The sequence below is a fragment of the Tenacibaculum bernardetii genome (assembly GCF_029125915.1).
Lineage (GTDB): Bacteria > Bacteroidota > Bacteroidia > Flavobacteriales > Flavobacteriaceae > Polaribacter > Polaribacter bernardetii.
Genome location: NZ_JAQJCU010000002.1, coordinates 62,065 through 82,154, shown reverse-complemented (window position 1 = coordinate 82,154; position 20,090 = coordinate 62,065). Strand labels below are relative to the sequence as shown.

Here is a 20,090-nt window from a genome sequence, read left to right as displayed (position 1 = left end):
TGTCTCATCTATTTTAAGAATAAGTTTTGCTGCAAAAAATAAGCGTTTATTTTTTTATTCTACTTTACATGGTTGCTATGCTTAGGCCAATTGCACCGTTTGTTGAGTATGCCGTAAATTATGATTATATATCAAAAGTATTATGTATTAATAAAGACAAACCAGCGCTTCAATGTAATGGTAAATGTCAATTAATGCAAAAGATAGAACAGCAACAAGAAGATGATTTTAAATCATTAAGTATTGTTATAAAAGATTATCCAATTGGTTTTGTAGAGTTACTTTCTGTAAACGCAAAAAACAGCTATAATAAATATGTAAAAAAAACATATTTTTATACAAAAAATTATTCTTTCCTATTTTCAATAGCTATTTTTCATCCACCAAATTTTTAAATTTTACATACAGATAATTAAGAATACAGTTTAAAACTAAACTGTATAAAACAATAGTGTAAAATTTTAAAAAAAATAAACTGATGAAATTATCAAAAATCATCTTTATAGGAATTTTTATGTTCTTATTTCAAGTAGTAAACGCGCAAAAAATAACATCACAAAATAACGAGTGGAAATCTAGTAGACCAGATGGGCATGCCCCAATTAGTGTAATGGGAGATCATTATCATAAGAAAGGAGATTTAATGTTTTCTTACCGATACATGAATATGTACATGAAAGGATTAGAGCAAAATGGTACTACTATTACTAATGATGCAGCTCATGATGCTGGTTATATGGTAACACCTTTAAGTATGCCAATGAACATGCATATGTTAGGTATTATGTATGCGCCAACGGATAAAATAACTTTAATGGCCATGGCAAACTATATTACTAATGATATGGATTTACAGATGAGAATGATGGGGATGAAAACTAAATTTTCAACAGCATCATCTGGTTTTGGAGATGTAAAATTAGGAGTCTTATATAAATTCATTAACAAGAACCGTCAATCTTTACATGGTTTGGTAAATTTTTCTATTCCAACAGGAAATTTAGAAGCTACAGATCAAACACCAATGTCTTCTCCAAATGAAATAATATTGCCTTATCCAATGCAAGTTGGTAGCGGAACTTATGATATGGATTTAGGTTTGACATATTTAGGTCAAACTAATCATGTTTCTTGGGGTTCTCAATTAAAAGCTACGTATCGTTTTGGCAGCAATGAATACGATTATTCTTTAGGAAACCGTTACAGTTTAAATTCTTGGTTTGCAGTAAAAACAACCGATTGGCTTAGTATTTCGGTACGAATGGAAATCTTATCTGTAGCTAAAACAAATGGTGAAAATCCAAATTTAACACCTATGATGGTTACTACAGCAAATACTGAAAATTCAGGGGGTAATTATATAAATACTGGATTAGGTTTTAATATTTATGCTTTTAAAGGATCTTTAAGAAATGTTCGTTTTGGTGCTGAATATGCATTGCCAATTTATCAAGATTTAAACGGAATTCAGTTAGAGCAAAAACAAACAATCACTTTAGGTTTACAGTATTCAATGTAATTTTAGATACTGTAACTACGAATACCTTTGGTATTTTAGAATTTATGTACTATTATTAATAGTAACTTTATGTAAGGATTTGTAGTTTTGATGACTAATAAAAGATAAACTAACTTAAAATTAAGTAAAAAATGAAAAAAAGAATTTTAGTATTAGCAATGTTAATGGTCGCTGTATTATTCTCTACAGAAGCAATGGCGCAAGAATTTAAAGGGTTAGATAAAAGCCCTATGGATGCTGCATCATACCCAAGTAGCTATAGAGTATCAGATAAATTAGTGAAAATAACATATAGTCGTCCACAATTAAAAGGAAGAAATGTGGCTAAGTTAGCTCCTGCAGGAAAAGTGTGGAGAACAGGTGCAAATGAAGCGCCAGAAATTACGTTTTATAAAGATGTAAAATTTGGAGGAAAAGATGTAAAAGCAGGAACTTATACATTATTTACAATGCCAGGAGATAAAGAATGGACAGTTATTTTAAGCACAGCTAAAAATGTATGGGGTTCTTACTTTTATAACGAAGGTGAAGATGTGGTTCGCGTAATGGCATCAAAATCTAAATCAGAAAAATCGATTGAAGCTTTTTCAATTGCTTTTGATGGTAAAGATAATGACGCTACAATGTTTATAGGTTGGGGAGACATAATTGTGTCTGTACCAGTTAAAGGATAATTCTTTTAAAAATTAATATTTTTGTGTAATCTATTGAAATTCATTAAGTTTATAATTAAGTTTAAATATAAATTCTATGAAAAGTAAATTAAACATTTTTATTGTAGTTTTAATGGTAATCGGTTTATTGGTGAGTTGCAATGACTCTTCAGAAAATATGCCAGATGAATTATCGATTCAAGAAAAAATAGAATTCTTAGAAAGTGGCGAATGGCTCAGTGAAAATGGAGATAATGAGCCAAATGTAATGTATACGTTTTCTAAAGGGAAACGATTTAATTCCTACAAAAGTGAAGGTGTTTGGCATGAAGGAAGCACAACATCTTCTGCGAATTATATGGCTGAAGAAAATTTGTTAACCATGGATTTTTATTTTGGGAATGTTTACACTTATAATGTAGAGTTTTCATGTGATAATAATATTATTAAATTCTTTAAAGATGATGAATTAGCTGATACCTTATATAAAAGAAATTCTAATTATAAGGATTGTTTAAAATAAATAAAAATATTTCTCATAAATAGGCTTAGAAATCATATGATTTCTAAGCCTATTTTGTTTTTAATAAACTCCATTTTTATAGATAAAAAGAAATAAAAATAGTATTTAAAATAACCGTAAATTTGCAACTTCTTAAAAAGAGACAAAATGCAATATAATCATCAAGAGATAGAAAAGAAATGGCAACAATTTTGGGCAGACAACCAAACATTTAAAGCCAGTAATGAATCGGAGAAACCTAAATACTATGTCTTAGATATGTTCCCTTATCCGTCAGGAGCAGGTTTACATGTTGGGCATCCTTTAGGATATATTGCATCAGATATTTATGCACGTTACAAGCGTCATAAAGGATTTAATGTATTGCATCCACAAGGGTATGATTCTTTTGGTTTACCAGCAGAACAATATGCAATTCAAACAGGACAACATCCTGCAAAAACTACTGAAGAAAATATTACAACATATAGAAGACAGTTAGATACTATTGGTTTTTCTTTCGATTGGTCTCGTGAAGTACGTACTTCTAATCCAGAATATTATAAGTGGACACAGTGGGTTTTTATTCAGCTTTTTAACTCTTGGTACAACAAAGATTCTGATAAAGCAGAAGATGTTAAAACATTAATTTCGGTATTTAAAAAATCAGGAAATGCAACTGTAAATGCTGTTTCAGAAGAAGATATTACTATTTTTTCTGCAGATGAATGGAAAGCCTTTTCAACAACAGAACAAGAAGCAATTTTGTTACAATATCGTTTAACCTATTTGTCGGATACCGAAGTAAACTGGTGTCCTGAATTAGGAACGGTATTAGCAAACGACGAGATAATAAATGGAGTTTCAGAACGCGGTGGTCACCCTGTAGAGCGTAAGAAAATGACCCAATGGTCTATGCGAATTTCTGCATATGCACAACGTTTGTTAGACGGATTAGAAACAATTGATTGGCCGCAACCTTTAAAAGATAGCCAAACAAATTGGATTGGTCGTTCGCAAGGAGCTATGGTAACTTTTAAGGTAGATGCTTTAGAAGCTCCAGAAGCTGGCGTACGTTTATCTTATAAAGAGCTAGAGGCGTTAAAAGAAATGCGTTTAAACCTTTCGAAGGCTGAAGAAGTACTTTGGAATGAATTAAAAAATAAAAAAGGAGCTGCAAAATTCAGGAAAAAATATACCATTGGTACATTTTTAGTAGATTATGTATGCTTAGCAAAAAATATAATTGTGGAGTTTTCTGGTAAAGAAGACGAAGCAAAAAGAGATGCTTATTTTACAAGTGAAGGATTTCATGTAGTGCGTTTTACAAATGATGAGGTGTTAGAAAATGTTTTAGGTGCGGTATCTAAAATTAATAACACGATTCAGTTTGCAAAACCTATAGAAAAAACAACTGTTGAGGTAGTAGAAACAGCAATAGCAAACGATTATAAAATCGATGTTTTTACAACGAGACCTGATACTATTTACGGAGTCTCATTTATGACCCTAGCTCCAGAGCACGAATTAGTAGCTAAAATTACAAGCGAAGGGCAACAAAAAGCGGTTTACGATTATATTAAAGCAACTGCAAAACGTTCTGAAAGAGAACGAATGGCAGATGTAAAAACAATTTCAGGAGTTTTTACAGGTGCGTATGCTTTACATCCGTTTACCGGAAAACAAATACCAATTTGGATTGGAGATTACGTGTTAGCAAACTACGGTACAGGTGCTGTTATGGCGGTTCCTTGTGGAGATCAGCGTGATTATGATTTCGCAAAGAAATTCGAATTAGAGATTCCTAATGTTTTTGAGAATGTAGATATTTCTGAAGCTGCACATGCAGATAAAGAAGGAACTAAAATTGCAAATTCTGATTTCTTAAATGGTTTATCGTACAAAAAAGCGATGAAATTAGCGATTTATGAAATGGAACAAAAAGGTTTTGGTTTTGGTAAAATAAACTACCGTTTACGCGATGCAGTATTTAGCCGTCAGCGTTATTGGGGAGAACCTTTTCCGGTGTATTATAAAGACGGAATGCCACAAATGATTGATGCTAAGCACTTACCAATCGTTTTGCCAGAAGTAGAAAAGTATTTACCTACAGAAGATGGGAAACCGCCTTTAGGAAACGCTACAGAATGGGCTTGGGATTCTCGCGCAAAGAAAGTTGTATCGAATGATAAGTTAAAAAATAAAACAGTATATCCGTTAGAGCTAAATACAATGCCAGGTTGGGCAGGTAGCTCATGGTATTTTAACCGTTATATGGATGCTACTAACGACGGTGAATTTGTAAGCAAAGAAGCTGCTGATTATTGGCAACAAGTAGATTTATATATTGGTGGTTCTGAGCATGCAACAGGGCACTTACTATATGCTCGTTTTTGGCAAAAATTCTTATTTGATAAAGGAGTTGTTCCTGTTGATGAGTTTGCAAAAAAGCTAATCAACCAAGGAATGATTTTAGGAACTTCAGCACTTGTTTATGAAGCATTGTTTGACGGAAAAAAGAATAACTTATATATATCATCTGATTATTTTCAAGGAGAAAATCAAATACAAGAAATAGCCGCAGACGATAAGTTATGGACTCGTTTAGATAAAAAATTAAGAGAAGCAGGTCTTACTGAAGAAAACGAAGGTACTTTATCTTACAGACCTATTCATATTGATGTAAGCACGCTTGAAGGAGATGTAAACGTAAATATAGAGAAGTTAAAAGCTTGGAGAAGCGAATTTGAAACAGCAGAGTTTGTTTTTGGAAGAGACAAACAATTTGTGTGTCATAGAGAGGTTGAGAAAATGTCTAAATCTAAATACAATGTTGTTAATCCAGATTTAATTTGTGAAGAATTTGGTGCAGATGCATTGCGTTTATTCGAAATGTTTTTAGGGCCTTTAGAACAAACAAAACCTTGGAAAACTTCAGGTATTTCAGGCGTATATTCTTTCTTAAAGAAATTATGGAAATTATATATTGGCGAAGAAGGAGTACTTGTTACTGATGCTGAACCAACGAAAGAGGAGTTAAAAGTTTTACATAAAACAATTAAAAAAGTAGAAGAAGATATTGAGAATTTCTCATTTAACACATCGGTTTCTACCTTTATGATTGCAGTAAATGAATTAACTGCTTTAAAGTGTAATAAACGTGCAATTTTAGAGCCTTTATTAGCATTAATTTCACCGTATGCACCGCATATCGCAGAAGAGTTATGGAGTCAGTTAGGACATGAAGGTTCAATAGCAACTATTGATTTCCCTAAGTTTGAAGCTTCTCATTTAGTAGAAAGTTCTAAAACGTACCCAGTTTCTTTTAACGGAAAAATGCGTTTTACGCTAGAGTTGTCTTTAGATTTAAGTAAAGATGAAATCGAAAAAATAGTAATGGCAGATGAACGTACAATTGCACAATTAAAAGGGCAAGAGCCTAAAAAGGTAATTATTGTACCAGGAAAAATTATTAATATTGTAGGATAGTTTTTTATCAATTATATAATTAATACCCTTGTTTATTGTAAATAAATAAGGGTGTTTTTTTGGTTAAAAATCAAAAAAAAACGCAAATTTGTAATAAAAAGAATATGAAAAAATTACCTTTTAAAAGCTTCTGGCTTTTTTTATTAATTCCTTTCGGTGTTGTGTTTTTTGTGGTAATACCAGAAATTGAAAAAAACTATGAGCGATATAATAATCACCAGATTACACTTCAAAAAGATATTCATACTTTAGATTCTTTAAAGCAATCAGAAAAACTAAGCTCAAAAGGGAAACATTTACTTCAAAAATTAGAAATCACAGTGCCAATTCATACAAAGGTTTATGGTGGTGAGAAATTTATGTTCTATAAAACAGGTGGAATGCTTGTTGTTTTAGTATTTATGGGTGTTGGTATGGTTGCAACAAATTATATATCTAATAAAAAGAAAACTTCACCAAAAAATAAACAAGTAGATTTTGTTTTTGAAGATCCAACAACTGATGTAATTGGGCAAAAAATATCTTGGGGAGCTCTAGAGAATTCTGCGAGTAATTTTGCAAGCGAAGTTTTAAAAAAAACAGCACAAGGTTACAAAATAACGGCTAGCTCGTTAACCAAAGTATTTGCTTGGAGTTTTTTCTTAATGGGCTTAAATTATGTAGTAATTTCATTTTACGAATACTATCAAGTTTATGATATTCCTCTTACTTTTATGAAAGGAGGAAAGTTGTTTTTTACTTCTGGAGGACCTTTTTTATTAATAGGGTTGGTTTTATTATTTGTGTTTTCTCCTAAAGTATTTATACATGTTCGAAAAAGAAAAATTATTATTGGCGGTGAAACTTTGCAATATCAGCAAGTATATGCTTTGCAGGTATTAGAAAAGTTTTCGTCGGGAGGCAGTTCTTCAAGCGGATATTTTTCATATGAGTTAAATTTGATAACAAATAAAGGAGATCGATTCAATTTACTAAACCATGGAGATAAGATGTATATTTTAAGTGATATGATGAAAATAAGTAAAATATTAAAAGTGCCAGTTTGGAATAACGGAGTTGTATAATTACGTTTACATAAACTTTTAGTAATTTAGACCCAAAATAAAAGGGAATTTGGTTTTTTCATCTTGCAATAAACATACTTTAAAGGTTACATATTTTAATACGGTTAGTGAAATATCAAATGATGTTTGGCAACAGTTAAATTGTACACATAATTTGTATTTCCATCCGCAGTATTTAAAAGCATTGCAACAAAATAATCCGAAAATACAATTCGCTTATATTGTTTTGTTTAATGATAATGATGAAGCAATTGCTTTGGCAACAATTCAAATAGTCGATTTTTATTTAGATAGTGTTCAGAATGAAATGCAATCTGTTGTAGAATGGGTAAAGTGTTTGGGAAGAAAACTACGAGTTATAACACCAGAAAAAGTGTTTAAAGTACTTACTTGTGGAAACACTTTTGTTAGTGGCGAACATGGAATTTTTATCAGTAAAAATCAAAATAAGAAGTTAATTTTAGCTAGAATTGCTAAAGCTGTAGTGGATTTATCGAATTCGATAAATGATGTAGATGCATTTATGTTAAAAGATTTTGAAAATGAATCATTATTCATAACCAATAAACTTTATGAAGAAGGTTATAATTCATTTAATGTAGAACCTAATATGGTGTTACATTTAGAGAGTGATTGGTATAGTTTAGATGATTATTTAGCTGCTTTAAAAACAAAGTTTAGAGTAAAAGCAAGAAAAGCTCTAAAGCTTAGTGCAGTCTTACAGGTAGAGAATATTACAGCGAGTAGACTTAAAGATTTATTGCCAGAAATGACAGCTCTTTACAAAACTGTATCAGCAAAATCGAGTTTTAATTTAGGGGATTTTAATTTACAAACCTATAAATCGTTGAAAGATAATTTAGGGGATGCTTATTTTTTAAAAGCATATTGGTTAGAAGATAAGTTGGTAGGTTTTTTATCAGGTATTTTTAATCAAGAATCGTTAGATGCTCATTTTGTAGGTATAGATTATGTACACAATAGAGAGTACGCAATATATCAGCGTATGTTATATGATTATATAGCTTTAGGGATACAAAAGAAAGTAAAAACAATAAATTTCGGAAGAACAGCGAGTGAAATAAAAAGTTCGGTTGGTGCCATTCCAGAAAGTTTAACTATTTATTTGCGTCATAAGAAGACAATACCAAACCGTATTTTAAGTTTGTTTTTAAAGCGAATTCAACCATCAGAGTTCAAACAAAAACATCCGTTTAAAAATAAAAAATTAATAGCATAAGTTAATTTGTAATAATGAAAAATACTCAAGAATTATTAAACATACTAACCTTAGAAGATTTAGGTAATAATAACTTTAACGGCGTTAGTAAAGATATTGGAAGTCCGAATGTATTTGGAGGTCAAGTTTTAGCGCAATCTTTAAATGCAGCTTATAGAACTATATCAAACAATAGAATTTTACACTCGTTACATTCTTATTTTTTAGAAGCAGGAGATTTAGATTTGCCCATAACCTATAATGTACAGGTTATTCGTGACGGAGGTAGTTTTTCTACGCGTAGAGTAACGGCGCATCAAAATGATAAAAATATTTTTATTTTATCGTGTTCTTTTCATAAGGAAGAGGAAGGACATGAGCATCAAATACCTATTAAAAAGCATATAAAACAACCAGAAGAGTTATTTAGTTGGACGGATATGTTAGTTCAGTTTGGCGATTTTTTACCTAAAAAGTTAAAAGCTTTTTTAAGTGTGGAGCGACCAATAGAGTTTAAACCTGTTGAAATTGTAAATCCTCTAGAAAAAAAGGATGTACAACCGTTTGTAGATGTATGGTTTCGACTAAAAGGTGATCCTGTTGATTTATCTTTAGCGTTAAAACAGCAAATTCTTACGTATATATCTGATTACAATATTTTAACAGCCTGTTTAAATCCAAATGCGAGCGTTGCTAATTTTGGCAATACTCAAATGGCAAGTTTAGATCACTCAATGTGGTTTTACCGTGATTTTGATTTTAACGATTGGATGTTATTCTCTATAGAGAGCCCGAATACCTTTGGTGCACGTGGCTTTGCTTGTGGTAATATTTATACGAGAGAAGGTAAGTTAATAGCTTCAGTAGCACAAGAAGGATTAATGCGCCCAATGAAAAAGTAAATTAATTATTATAAATAAAAAACCCCAAGTGAATTTCACTTGGGGTTTTGTTTTGTTAAGTAATGTTACGCATTTTTACTACTTATATGAAACTCTTCATAAGTTTCTAGTAAACTCATAAGAGCCGAAACTAAATCTTGTGTTTCAATTAGTACACTAAAGTATAAAGTAGTGTTTTTAGGGCTTGTTTCGTCTGTTCTAATACGAGCAACTTGTTTTTCGATAGAAGTAGCAACATCTTTTAATAACTCTTTCTTTTCGTTAATAATAGGTGTTAAATTATCAAAACTTCTGTTTTCGAAAGTACTACTAATATCATCTAACAATTTAGAAAGTGTGTTGTCAATATGTTTTAAATCTTTTAACTGACCTTTCTTTAAATTCTTATGATTGTTATTTACGTGCTTAAAACTTGCTCTAGATATATAACTAATAGATTGTGCTACATCTTGTAAGTATCCTAAAACTAAAATATAAAATCTACTTGCTTGTACCGAAGTATCATCTAAAGATTTAATAAAGTAGAAAACGCCATCTTTTAAGCCGTCAATTTCATCATTTAACTTTCCTACGTGTTTATCTGTTTTACGTAATTTATTTAAATCATGATTAGCTAAATCGTTAACAACACTTGTGTATAATTTATTTACACGCGTTGCAACTTCTGCAATATGATCTGCACTTTCTTCAATAACTCCATTAATCGTAATTAATTCAGCTCTTTCGAAATGCATTTGTTTTTTAACTTCTTTTGATTTTTTTCTATGGATTAATGTATTTCTTCCTATTAAAAGTGCAACCACTAATAATAAAACAGGAATCATAACCATGTTAAAGCTAATTAAGTAAGCTACTACTGCAGAAGCTAAAAATGCCGTTAAGGCAGTTAAAAACCATCCACCAATAACATTAATTACACCAGCTACTCTATAAACAGCGCTTTCACGTCCCCAAGCTCTATCTGCTAAAGAGGTACCCATAGCAACCATAAACGTTACATAAGTTGTTGATAAAGGCAATTTCATAGATGTTGCAATAGATATTAAGATACCAGCAACAATTAAGTTAACGGCTGCTCTTACTAAATCGAAAGCAGGCATTTCATAGGTTTTGTCTTTTGGTAATTCAATTACAGGTTTCTGAAATTTAGCATCTACAAAAGCCAATGTTTTTGCAGGGAAAACTTTACGAATACCAACATTAATTCCCATGGCAGTTCTTACTACGATTCTAGATAAAGGATTTGGTTGAAATTTTTCATGTCCTTCACCTTGTCTAGATAAATCAATACCTGTTTTAATTACGTTCTGGGCTTTACTAGAAGTCCATAAGGTAACTACCATAATAGCACCTGCGAATAATAATAAATAAACATTTGAAGGTACCTTTTTAGCTAAAATACCCATAGAAAAAGCATCGGCAGAAACACCTGATACTTCCCATGCTTGGTAAGAATTCCATGCAGCAATTGGTACACCAACAAAATTTACTAAATCGTTACCAGAAAAGGCCATTGCTAAAGAGAATGTACCAACCCCAATAATTAATTTTAAAACATTTACTTTAAAAACACTTATTAATACTTGAGAAATTAAACTCCAAGCAACAAAACTACCTGCAATAATTAATAATGTATTTCCTTCAATTAAGTGTTTAATATCTTTATAAAAAGGAGTTCCTTTCATTCCTTTTATAATAATAAAATATGTAATTGCTGTAATAGCAAAGCCACCAAATAAAGCATTGATATAAGTAGCTCTTTTTTCGAAATTAAAAGAATAAATTAATCTAGATACAAACTGAACGAGTGCACCTACAGAGAACGCAACTACTACAGAGAGTAGTATTCCGTTTATAATTTGAATTGCTTTTTTATGATTAATATAATTCCAAATATCTGAAATTGATTGCGTATCACTAGAAGAGATCTTAATTAAAGAGATACAAACAGCAGCTCCTAATAATTCAAATACAATTGAAACTGTGGTAGAGGTTGGCATACCTAATGAGTTAAAGATATCTAATAATAAAATATCAGTAATCATTACTGCCATAAATATGAACATGATGTCTTGAAACATAAACATATTTGGATTAAAAATACCTTTACGCGCAACTTCCATCATTCCACTAGAGGTAATGGCTCCAAAGAACACACCTACACTCGCAATAATCATAATGTTTCTAACCTTAATTGCTTTAGAACCAATAGCCGAGTTTAAGAAGTTAACAGCGTCATTACTAACACCAACAACTAAATCTACAACAGCTAAAATAGCTAAGGCAACAAGCATTAAAATATATGGATCTCCCATTTTATTGTTTTTTAATTTTTTGCAAATCTACAAACACTATTCTAGTGTTCATGTTAGGTTTACGTTATTTTTTTTAAAAGTGAATATCAACTTGCAAACGATACATTAATTCATTAGTGCCACCAACTAATTCTAAGTAACTTACATCGGTTTGTACTTTTAATTTATGCCCCACAATGTATTTTGATAATCCTAAAGTGTATTGATTTTCTCTTGATTTATTTGTTATTTCTTTATCTAAGTTGATGTTTGTAAAACGGCCAGAAACTTCCCAGCTTTTACCTAATAAATAACCTGTTTGTAGGTTTAATCCGTTACCAACTTGCACAACGTCTCCTGTTAAAGTTCCATCAGAATTTTTTGCGATAGGGTCTTTAGCATCTCTATATGCGTATTCTACCATAAAAGAAAATCCTTTATATTTAAACATCGCGTCTACAAAAAGGGTGGTAATATTTGTTTGATAAAAGCCAGTATCATTTTTCATGTAAGAACCCTGATTACTTCTGTTTTTAACAGCATTATTGTTAAAATCATAACTAGTACCAATGGCTAATTTTGGTGTTTGTTCCTTTTTTAAATCACTTCCCTTATAATCACCCTTACTTGTAAAGTTACCAAAAGGTAAAAATTCTATTCGGGCTGTATATTCGTGACCTCCAAGATTTCCTGTAGTTACATTTCTTCCTTCACCTTGCGCAATTGATAAAGCTTCACGAACAATAAAATTATCAGATATATTAAAATGGTGTCTTAATTGTAAGCCCATATCTCTATCGATATTAAATCTACTATTCAATAAAGATCTATCTACCATTTGAAGGTTACCTGAAGAAATTACTCGTTCTCTGTTTCCTGGTAGTTTAGTTTGCCCTACCCATAATTCGAAGTTTTCGTGAAAATTCCATTTTATAACGGCATCTAAAATATACCTAGGAGCATTGTTTGTAAATTCTGAAGCACCACCAATATCTCTATTCGTTAAGCCTAGTTCTAATTTGTATTTTAATTTAGGAGAATACGCAAAACCGCTAAATTTTAAACGAGCTCTTCGTACTAAAAATGAAGTTTCTGGGTTAGAAAGCCCGTCACTATTAGAATCCCATTGGTGAGTACCTAAAAATTGCATTCTAGCGCTAATATTCATAGCCCAAGTACTGTCTTGTCCTACTAAGTTAAATAATCCTTTACCGAATTTAGGAGCATTTGTTTGCTGTGCGTATGTATAGGATAGCACAGACATACTTACAATTGTAAGTGCAGTTTTAAGATTCATTAGTTGTTATTTATTAGTTTTTGTCGCTGCAAATAACCAACACTAATGTTAATTTATTGTTAATAGGATGTTAAGTTAGAAAAACTGCCTCGTAAAGAGGCAGTTAGCCTAATAAAATAGTTGACAAAAACTAATAGTTATCTAATGGCTTTACTTCTCATGATAATATTTATCAAAAGTATTCATTGATGTTTATTTTAATATTAAGAACGTTTTAATAAACTGTTATATAAACTTAAATAAATAAAGACAGAGGTTTTGGTCCTTCTAAGATAGTACGAGTAATTCGCATTGTTCCATCTTCCTTTGTAACAACGTGCCATTTAATAAGAGTAATTTCATTACTTTGTATTTCAAGACCTGTAATGCAGCGAGGATGCACACAGCTACCATCATTAAAGTGAGGTAATTCGTTTTCAGAAGGAAACCTTGGTCGATGTGTATGACCTGTAACCATCATTTGATTTTTATTTGCTTTTATCCACTTTTCAAGACGGCTTTCGACTTTTATAAACTCTTTAAAATTTTGAGCAGGACTTGTTGGATCATCTATGCCTATTAGTTGTAACGGACGCCATAAAATTCTCACTAAAAACCTACTTAATTTCCAAAAAGTGTAATTAAACCAATCTGCTTGATGGCCGTGTAAAAGAAAAATAGATTTCCCGTTTTCTTGCTCTAATTTAATCGCTTCAGAAAAAGAAATATTTATCATGAACTCTTTTTCTTTACCATCGGTAACATCATAATAGTAATTTAAGTTTTTACATACTTTTTTTGGGTTTCGATAATCCATATCGTGATTTCCCCATATTAAATGTAGTCGATTTTTATCATGAAATTGCTTTAAAAGAAGATACACGTCTTTATTAGCCTTAAAAATATTTACAAATTTGTTTTCCCATAATTCATCTCCATCACCTAGTTCGATATAAGTAAAGTCTTTTTCTAAATACTGTGACAAAGCATAATGAAAAACCTTGCGGTTGTGAGAAAAATCATCAGCAAAGCTATTGTCTCCTCTATGACAATCGGAAAATAAGATATATTTAGAATCCTGATTTAAAAGTAGTTTTTTAGCTTGATTAAAAGCCCTAGTAATTCTGCTGTTTGACGACATATATGCTATTTATAGGGTAAATATGCGTAAAAAAACCGAGCTCATAAAACTCGGTTCTTCATAAAGAAATAATTTATCGATTTCCTACGGATGAAAAATCATCTTTGTCTTTAACTTCCCATTCCGAATTAGAAGTATTTGTACCTACGCTTACTGTCCAATCGGTATTTCCTTTTATAATGGCTGATTTTCTAATTAAGGTATGATCTTTAGTTGCTTCAGTAGTACCTGCAACTTCCCAACCAACTCCGGGATCTTCACCAATTTTACCAACAACATCTATTATCATATCATTTTTTAATAGTGCAATAGCATCATCACCATTAAAAAAAATAACACCAGAGGCAAAATCACCTTCATTTTTAATAACATCATTCGCGCTAGCATTATATATGACCAATATTTCGCCGTTAGCTAAAGTTGTATTTGGAAGTGTACTTAAATCTAAATTTCTAGTAGCTGTAACAGCACCGTTACCATACAACTCAATTTTATAAGTTGATAAATCTACCGATACACCAGTTCCGTTATATATTTCTATGTACTTATTATTACTAGAACCTTCTGCATATTCAGAAAAAAACAAATCATTGCCAGAACCACCTCCGCCGGTAGGAGTACAAGCATAGGTTTCAGTAAAGTTTACATCAGTTTCATCTCTAATGTATAGATAAACTCCGTTTGCTTGTGTCATAACACCTGTAATTGTTCCTTTTTTATCGCTTACTTGGTCGTTAGAAAATATAGCTTCTGGTTTAACGGGAAGTATTTTTAGTTCATTCGCACAATCCGAGGTTAACGTATTGGCACCAACATACACTTTTGTAATATCTTTAAACTGAACGTCTTCAATTTGCACCAATTTGCTTTCGTAGTCGCCCGATAATGCTTGAGAAAAACTAATTATTTCAGGTGTAGGTAAAGTGCCACTTACAGTAGTTAATATATTTGAACTAGCTAAGTTTAATTGTAGTAATCCGTTATTTTCATTTAGCTTTAATCCGCCTACTGCAATTTCTATTTCATCCCCTAAGTTTAAATTGTGTGTATCGCTAAAGTTTAACGATATGCCGGCCGAATTGTCCTGTACAAAAGCATTTTGATTAGAAATGTTTCCTTTAGAGAGATCGGAAGTAACAATTACTTTTATTTTTGAATTTTGAGTAATCGTAGTTTCACTTCCAGTAAACAACGCTTTAATATCAGTTAAAGATGTTTCTGTTGGATTTTGATAACAGCCATATTCTTCTGTTAAATCAACATCATTTGTACCTCTAATAAATAGTTGATAATCATTTTCTAATTTACTTAAAATAGCAGTTATGCTTCCTTTTTTATCTGGAATAGGCAACGCTTTAAAATCAGCAAAACCACTTGTTGTTAATGTTATTGTTTCGAAAGAATCACAGCTAGTAAAAATTCTATCTACAGGATCGGTATTAGAAGAATTCGCGTAGGTTAATCCTTGTGTTTCTGATTGTAGGTTGTTAATTTTTATTAAGGTATTAATATGTGCGTCTGTTAATTGAGTTGTTTTTAATTCGGTTGGAATAACAGTTGCAATTTCAGAAGACCTATCAATAAAATAAACATAATCGTTTGGCCCGATTTGAGTAACGCCATTTCGAAAAGTGTTTTGAGCGCCGATTTGATAAGCTCCGTTCTTTCTGTTTAAAAACAAGCCTTTTAATTTGATGAAAATTTTTCGACCTACAGTATATCTTGCATTTAAGTTAAAATCATCTATTAAAACTTCAAATCCTATGGATGGATTTTCTGGTGAGTCTTGAATAATAATACTTTTATAAAAATTACCTTCTTTATCATTAGAAACCACATATCCGAAGGTTGTAATGCCTTCTTCAAAATCAACTAAGCTGCCTTGGTATAAATCAGCAATTTCTGTTAACGATTTTATAGTTGTATATTCTTTATCGTCTCCCAATGTAGGGATCGTAAAATCGCCATCTTCTACACATGCATAAAAAGAGAAGAAGATAAAAAGTATTGCTCCGAATTTAAATATATTTTTCATTTTCAATGTTTTTTAGAATCTATAATTAACGTTTAAGAAATAGGTAGCACCTCTAGCGTACCAATATTTACTGCCAAAATTTGGAGTTCCGTTTGCGTTATCTTCACTTTCTAATCCGTAATTAGCAGTTCGTCCTTGCTCGTATCCTCCAGTTTTATATTCTTTATTAAGTAAATTACTTGCACTAGCAAAGAAGCCTATGTATTTGTTTTTGCCAATCCGCCAGGTTTTACCGCCAATAGCATTTAAGGTGAAATAACCATCAAATTTTTCTTGAGTTAATAATTGTCGCGCTACATCGGGATCGAAATTTGGGAAAAGCTGGCCATCATCAGAAATAAAAGAAGTTGTTCTTTTTATAGGGGAAGGATCAACATAAGCATTGTCTAAATAATTTCCCGTTACACTTACAAACCAATAATCAGGATCTCGATATTCAAAACCAAAGGAATAGGCTGTTTGTGGTCCTGAAGCTATTTTATAATTTTTAAGATTTGCTGTGCCGTAATCTTTTATTCCTCTTTCATCAAATCCAGCATTATTAGATTCGGTACTAATTTCTGAAGCCAATGATATATTAGGATTATTATCATACGTATATTGCCCGACGTTAGCTGCAGCTTTTAATTTAAATGTAGATAATACTTGTGCTTCGATACCTAATTCTGCACCAAAGTGTTTTTTAGCGATTCCTGTTACAATTTCTTGGATAAAAAGGTTGTCTGCACCCGTAAAATAAAAAGCAATATCTGTAGCATCTTGTATTTTTGTGAAATACCCTGATAATTTTGCCATTACAAAAGGTGTTCTTAAAATATAGCTAGCATCAAAAGACATCATTTTTTCATTCAATAAGCTACTTACATCAGCAACAGTTAAGTTGTTAGATCTTGAGTTGGCAAAAGAATTACGAATAAAAGGCGCTTTGCTAATATAGCCTGCGTTAAAATCGATTAAATGCCGACCGGTAACTTTATAGGTTAGTCCTCCTTTAACGCCATAACCTAAAAAGGATAATTTTTTAGATTTCCCAAAAGAATTAGGTATTTCAGAATTAGAATCATCACCAGGGAAAATTCCGTTTTTATAGAGGCCTTCTCTTTGGTGTGTGGTGTTATTTACAGAAGCACTAATGTGGTAATCTATTTTATTGTACTTAAATAATAATTGCGCAAAACCACCGTAAACACTCGATGTTAATTTGTAGTTATATTTAAATCGATCTCCTTTTTTTGCGATGCTATTAGGATTTAATAAATCGTTTTGAAAATCATCTTCAAGCGGATTACCAAACTTATTAATATCTAAATAGCCAGTAGCGCCCAATAAATCTATTACACTAGCAAAATTTTCTGAAGCCAATGTTTTGTACTCTAAATTACCACTTAAAGTAATGTTTTCGGTTAACTGAGAATTTAAAATAGTGTTCATACTTATTTGTTTATCGTCATTACGATCTTCATATAAAACAAACAAACCATTGTCGCCTCTATTTTCATTAGCGATATATAAATCGAGCCAATTTAATTGTCCGTCGTTTTGAAAATTGGTTAAGGCTTTATAGGCATTTTCATAATCGGGACCGTAGGAATCGTTTAGAAAAAAATTAGGCAATTTTCTGTAATAAGTTGGGCTAGGATCACTACCGCCATTAAAATCAATTCTACTATTACCTATTTCACCAAACTGATAAGTAATACCTGTATTTAAAGTAGTTTTATCACTTATATTCCAATAATGATTTAACATAATTATGGGTTCGTCGACTCTTTTTATACGGGAATTTCTGATTTTTCCATTTTGATATCCCCAATAAGGATTGTATTTAATTCCCTTAATATCATAAACTTCTTGGGTATTTGCGGCAGATTTACCTCTATTATTTTCAGCTTTAATAGCGGTAATATTTAAGCTATGTTTTTCGTTAAGTTGTTTTTCAATAGAGAGAAACATCGAGAATGCATTATAAGAAGCCCCTTCTGTAAAACCTTCATCGGCATACCTTTTACTTACAGAACCTGTAAACGCCCAACCGTTTTTTATGAGTCCAGTTGCATACATCGCCATTAAACGGTGAGAGTAACTCCTGTTAGATGAAACATAGGATACTCTTGCCCCTTTTCTATATTCCGAAGCACGCGTATTCATATTTGTAGCTCCTAAAACTCCTCCAAAAGTAAAATTAGAAGGTGCTAAACCGTTACTAAACTCCTGATTTCTTAAAGCGTCATTTAAACCACCCCAATTACTCCATTGTGGACGACCGTTGTAGAGCTTGTTCATTTCAATTCCGTTAATTAGTATTTTTCCGTTATCAGAATCCAGTCCTTTAATTCTGTAAAAGGAGGAACTCCATTCAAAAGCTGCAGCACGTAAATAGGTGTCTTTCGATGATTGTAGCAAGCCAGAAATATTATCAGCACTGTTAGATTCATCATTTAGTTCATCATCAGTAAGCGTAATAATACTTAAGTCTTGGTATTCAGAAATGGCTTCATACATTAATATAGTGCCTAAATCGATGGTAGACCCAGCCAGATTAACAGGGAAACTTTGAGTTACAAATCCTTTTAAGGAAACAATTACAACTTGCTTTCCTTCAGGTAGGTTATTTAATAAAAAAGTGCCAGTAACATTGGTTGAACTATAAGTATTAATACCTTTTACATTTACTAAAACATTTTTTAGGGGTTCTTCTGAGTTACTATTAATTACGGTTCCTTTTACATTGTTTTGAGCATTCATAGCAAACAAACTACAAAGCACCAACAACATTGTTATTGTGATTTTTTTCATAGAATTTTAGTTAAAAAATAGGGTAACTATCTTTATTATAGCATTTTATATAAAGTTAATGTTTTTATTTTAAATCAATATTTAGGTTTTTTTTCTTCGGATACTATTTTTAGGTATAGAATTTGTTTTACTTTTACCAACAAATATTGTAAAATGAAAAAAGTAGCAACTCTTATATTTATAGTACTTATTACAGCATCTTCATATGCACAAAAAACATATAAAATAAGGACGATTGGTTTTTATAATCTTGAAAATCTTTTTGACACCGTTGATGATGTTGAGAAGAATGATGAAGCCAGCCCGATGATGGAAATTAAAGAAAACAGGGAGGAAGTATATAAAGATAAATTAGAAAAATTATCTGATGTTATATCACAACTTGGTTCAGAAAAAACAAAAACGAGTCCCGCTATTATTGGTGTTGCTGAAGTTGAGAATAAAAAAGTATTAGAAGATTTAATAGATACTGATAAATTAAAAAACAAAGATTACGGAATTATCCATTTCGATTCTCCTGATAAAAGAGGTATTGATGTTGCTTTATTATATCAAAAAAAATATTTTAAACCAATTCACTTCGAAGTATTTAACCCGAATATCTATAAGGAAAATAAAAAGGTGTATACGCGAGATATCTTATGGGTTTCTGGTTATTTAGATGATGAATTAATTCATGTAATCGTAAATCATTGGCCATCGCGAAGAGGCGGTGAGAAAAAAAGTAGACCATTACGAGAAAAAGCAGCTTATAAAGTAACTCAGATTATTAAAAACATTAAAGAAAACGATCCGAACCCGAAGATATTAGTTCTTGGTGATTTTAATGATGATCCTATAAATTCGAGTTTTAAAACGGTTTTAAAAACTAAAGCGAAAAAGAGTGATGTTACAAAAGATGATCTTTACAACCCGTATGAAAACATGTTTCGTCGCGGATTTAATACTTTAATGTATCGTGATAATATTAATTTGTTTGACCAAATTGTAATAACTTCATCGTTGTTAGATAAAGGGAAAAAAGAGTATTCTTCTTTTAAAATGTTTAAAGCAGCAATTTTTAATAAACAGTTTTTAACCGAGAAAAAAGGACGCTATAAAGGATACCCTTTTCGTAGTTTCTCTTACGGAAAATATACGGGTGGTTATAGCGATCATTATCCCGTTTATATGTATTTGATAAAAGAAAAATTAAATTAA

At 31.3% G+C, this 20,090-nt stretch carries 14 protein-coding genes; 9 read left to right on the top strand and 5 right to left on the bottom strand.

Annotated elements, in window-relative coordinates; all coding sequences use genetic code 11:
- Positions 1-77 precede the first annotated feature (77 nt).
- The 8 genes from P2G10_RS02040 (at position 78) to P2G10_RS02005 (ending at position 9,348) form a co-directional block, all read left to right on the top strand.
- Entirely contained in the window at positions 78-395 is a 318-nt protein-coding gene (locus P2G10_RS02040; RefSeq protein WP_275315016.1) for a hypothetical protein, read from the top strand.
- An 83-nt stretch (positions 396-478) separates the two neighbouring features.
- A complete protein-coding gene (locus tag P2G10_RS02035; protein ID WP_275315015.1) occupies positions 479-1,519 on the top strand; it encodes a transporter in 1,041 nt (346 codons plus the stop codon).
- Positions 1,520-1,650: 131 nt separating this feature from the next.
- A complete protein-coding gene (locus tag P2G10_RS02030) occupies positions 1,651-2,193 on the top strand; it encodes a DUF2911 domain-containing protein (protein WP_275315014.1) in 543 nt (180 codons plus the stop codon).
- A 76-nt stretch (positions 2,194-2,269) separates the two neighbouring features.
- Positions 2,270-2,695, top strand: a complete 426-nt coding sequence (locus P2G10_RS02025) for a hypothetical protein (RefSeq protein WP_218771666.1) — start codon at positions 2,270-2,272, stop codon at positions 2,693-2,695.
- Between the two features lie 147 nt (positions 2,696-2,842).
- The gene (locus P2G10_RS02020; protein WP_275315013.1) at positions 2,843-6,163 is read left to right on the top strand and encodes a leucine--tRNA ligase; all 3,321 of its coding nucleotides are present in this window, start codon (positions 2,843-2,845) and stop codon (positions 6,161-6,163) included.
- A 104-nt stretch (positions 6,164-6,267) separates the two neighbouring features.
- Positions 6,268-7,227, top strand: a complete 960-nt coding sequence (locus tag P2G10_RS02015) for a hypothetical protein (protein ID WP_218771664.1) — start codon at positions 6,268-6,270, stop codon at positions 7,225-7,227.
- Between the two features lie 49 nt (positions 7,228-7,276).
- A complete protein-coding gene (locus P2G10_RS02010) occupies positions 7,277-8,467 on the top strand; it encodes a GNAT family N-acetyltransferase (protein ID WP_275315012.1) in 1,191 nt (396 codons plus the stop codon).
- A gap of 14 nt (positions 8,468-8,481) precedes the next feature.
- A complete protein-coding gene (locus P2G10_RS02005) occupies positions 8,482-9,348 on the top strand; it encodes an acyl-CoA thioesterase (protein WP_218771662.1) in 867 nt (288 codons plus the stop codon).
- 65 nt (positions 9,349-9,413) lie between these two features.
- Here the strand turns inward: P2G10_RS02005 and P2G10_RS02000 are convergent, their stop codons facing one another.
- From P2G10_RS02000 to P2G10_RS01980, 5 genes are all read right to left on the bottom strand, one after another.
- Positions 9,414-11,663 carry an inorganic phosphate transporter gene (locus tag P2G10_RS02000; protein ID WP_275315011.1) on the bottom strand — a complete coding sequence of 750 codons (2,250 nt, stop codon included), beginning with the start codon at positions 11,661-11,663 and terminating at the stop codon, positions 9,414-9,416.
- Positions 11,664-11,736: 73 nt separating this feature from the next.
- The gene (locus tag P2G10_RS01995; protein ID WP_275315010.1) at positions 11,737-12,939 is read right to left on the bottom strand and encodes a porin; all 1,203 of its coding nucleotides are present in this window, start codon (positions 12,937-12,939) and stop codon (positions 11,737-11,739) included.
- 235 nt (positions 12,940-13,174) lie between these two features.
- Positions 13,175-14,059 carry a metallophosphoesterase gene (locus tag P2G10_RS01990; RefSeq protein ID WP_275315009.1) on the bottom strand — a complete coding sequence of 295 codons (885 nt, stop codon included), beginning with the start codon at positions 14,057-14,059 and terminating at the stop codon, positions 13,175-13,177.
- A gap of 73 nt (positions 14,060-14,132) precedes the next feature.
- Positions 14,133-16,094 (bottom strand): DUF5689 domain-containing protein, encoded by a 1,962-nt coding sequence (locus tag P2G10_RS01985; RefSeq protein WP_275315008.1) that lies wholly within the window; start codon positions 16,092-16,094, stop codon positions 14,133-14,135.
- 12 nt (positions 16,095-16,106) lie between these two features.
- Positions 16,107-18,890 (bottom strand): TonB-dependent receptor, encoded by a 2,784-nt coding sequence (locus P2G10_RS01980; RefSeq protein WP_275315007.1) that lies wholly within the window; start codon positions 18,888-18,890, stop codon positions 16,107-16,109.
- A 153-nt stretch (positions 18,891-19,043) separates the two neighbouring features.
- Between P2G10_RS01980 and P2G10_RS01975 the strand changes: the two genes are divergently transcribed.
- Positions 19,044-20,090 (top strand): endonuclease/exonuclease/phosphatase family protein, encoded by a 1,047-nt coding sequence (locus P2G10_RS01975; protein WP_275315006.1) that lies wholly within the window; start codon positions 19,044-19,046, stop codon positions 20,088-20,090.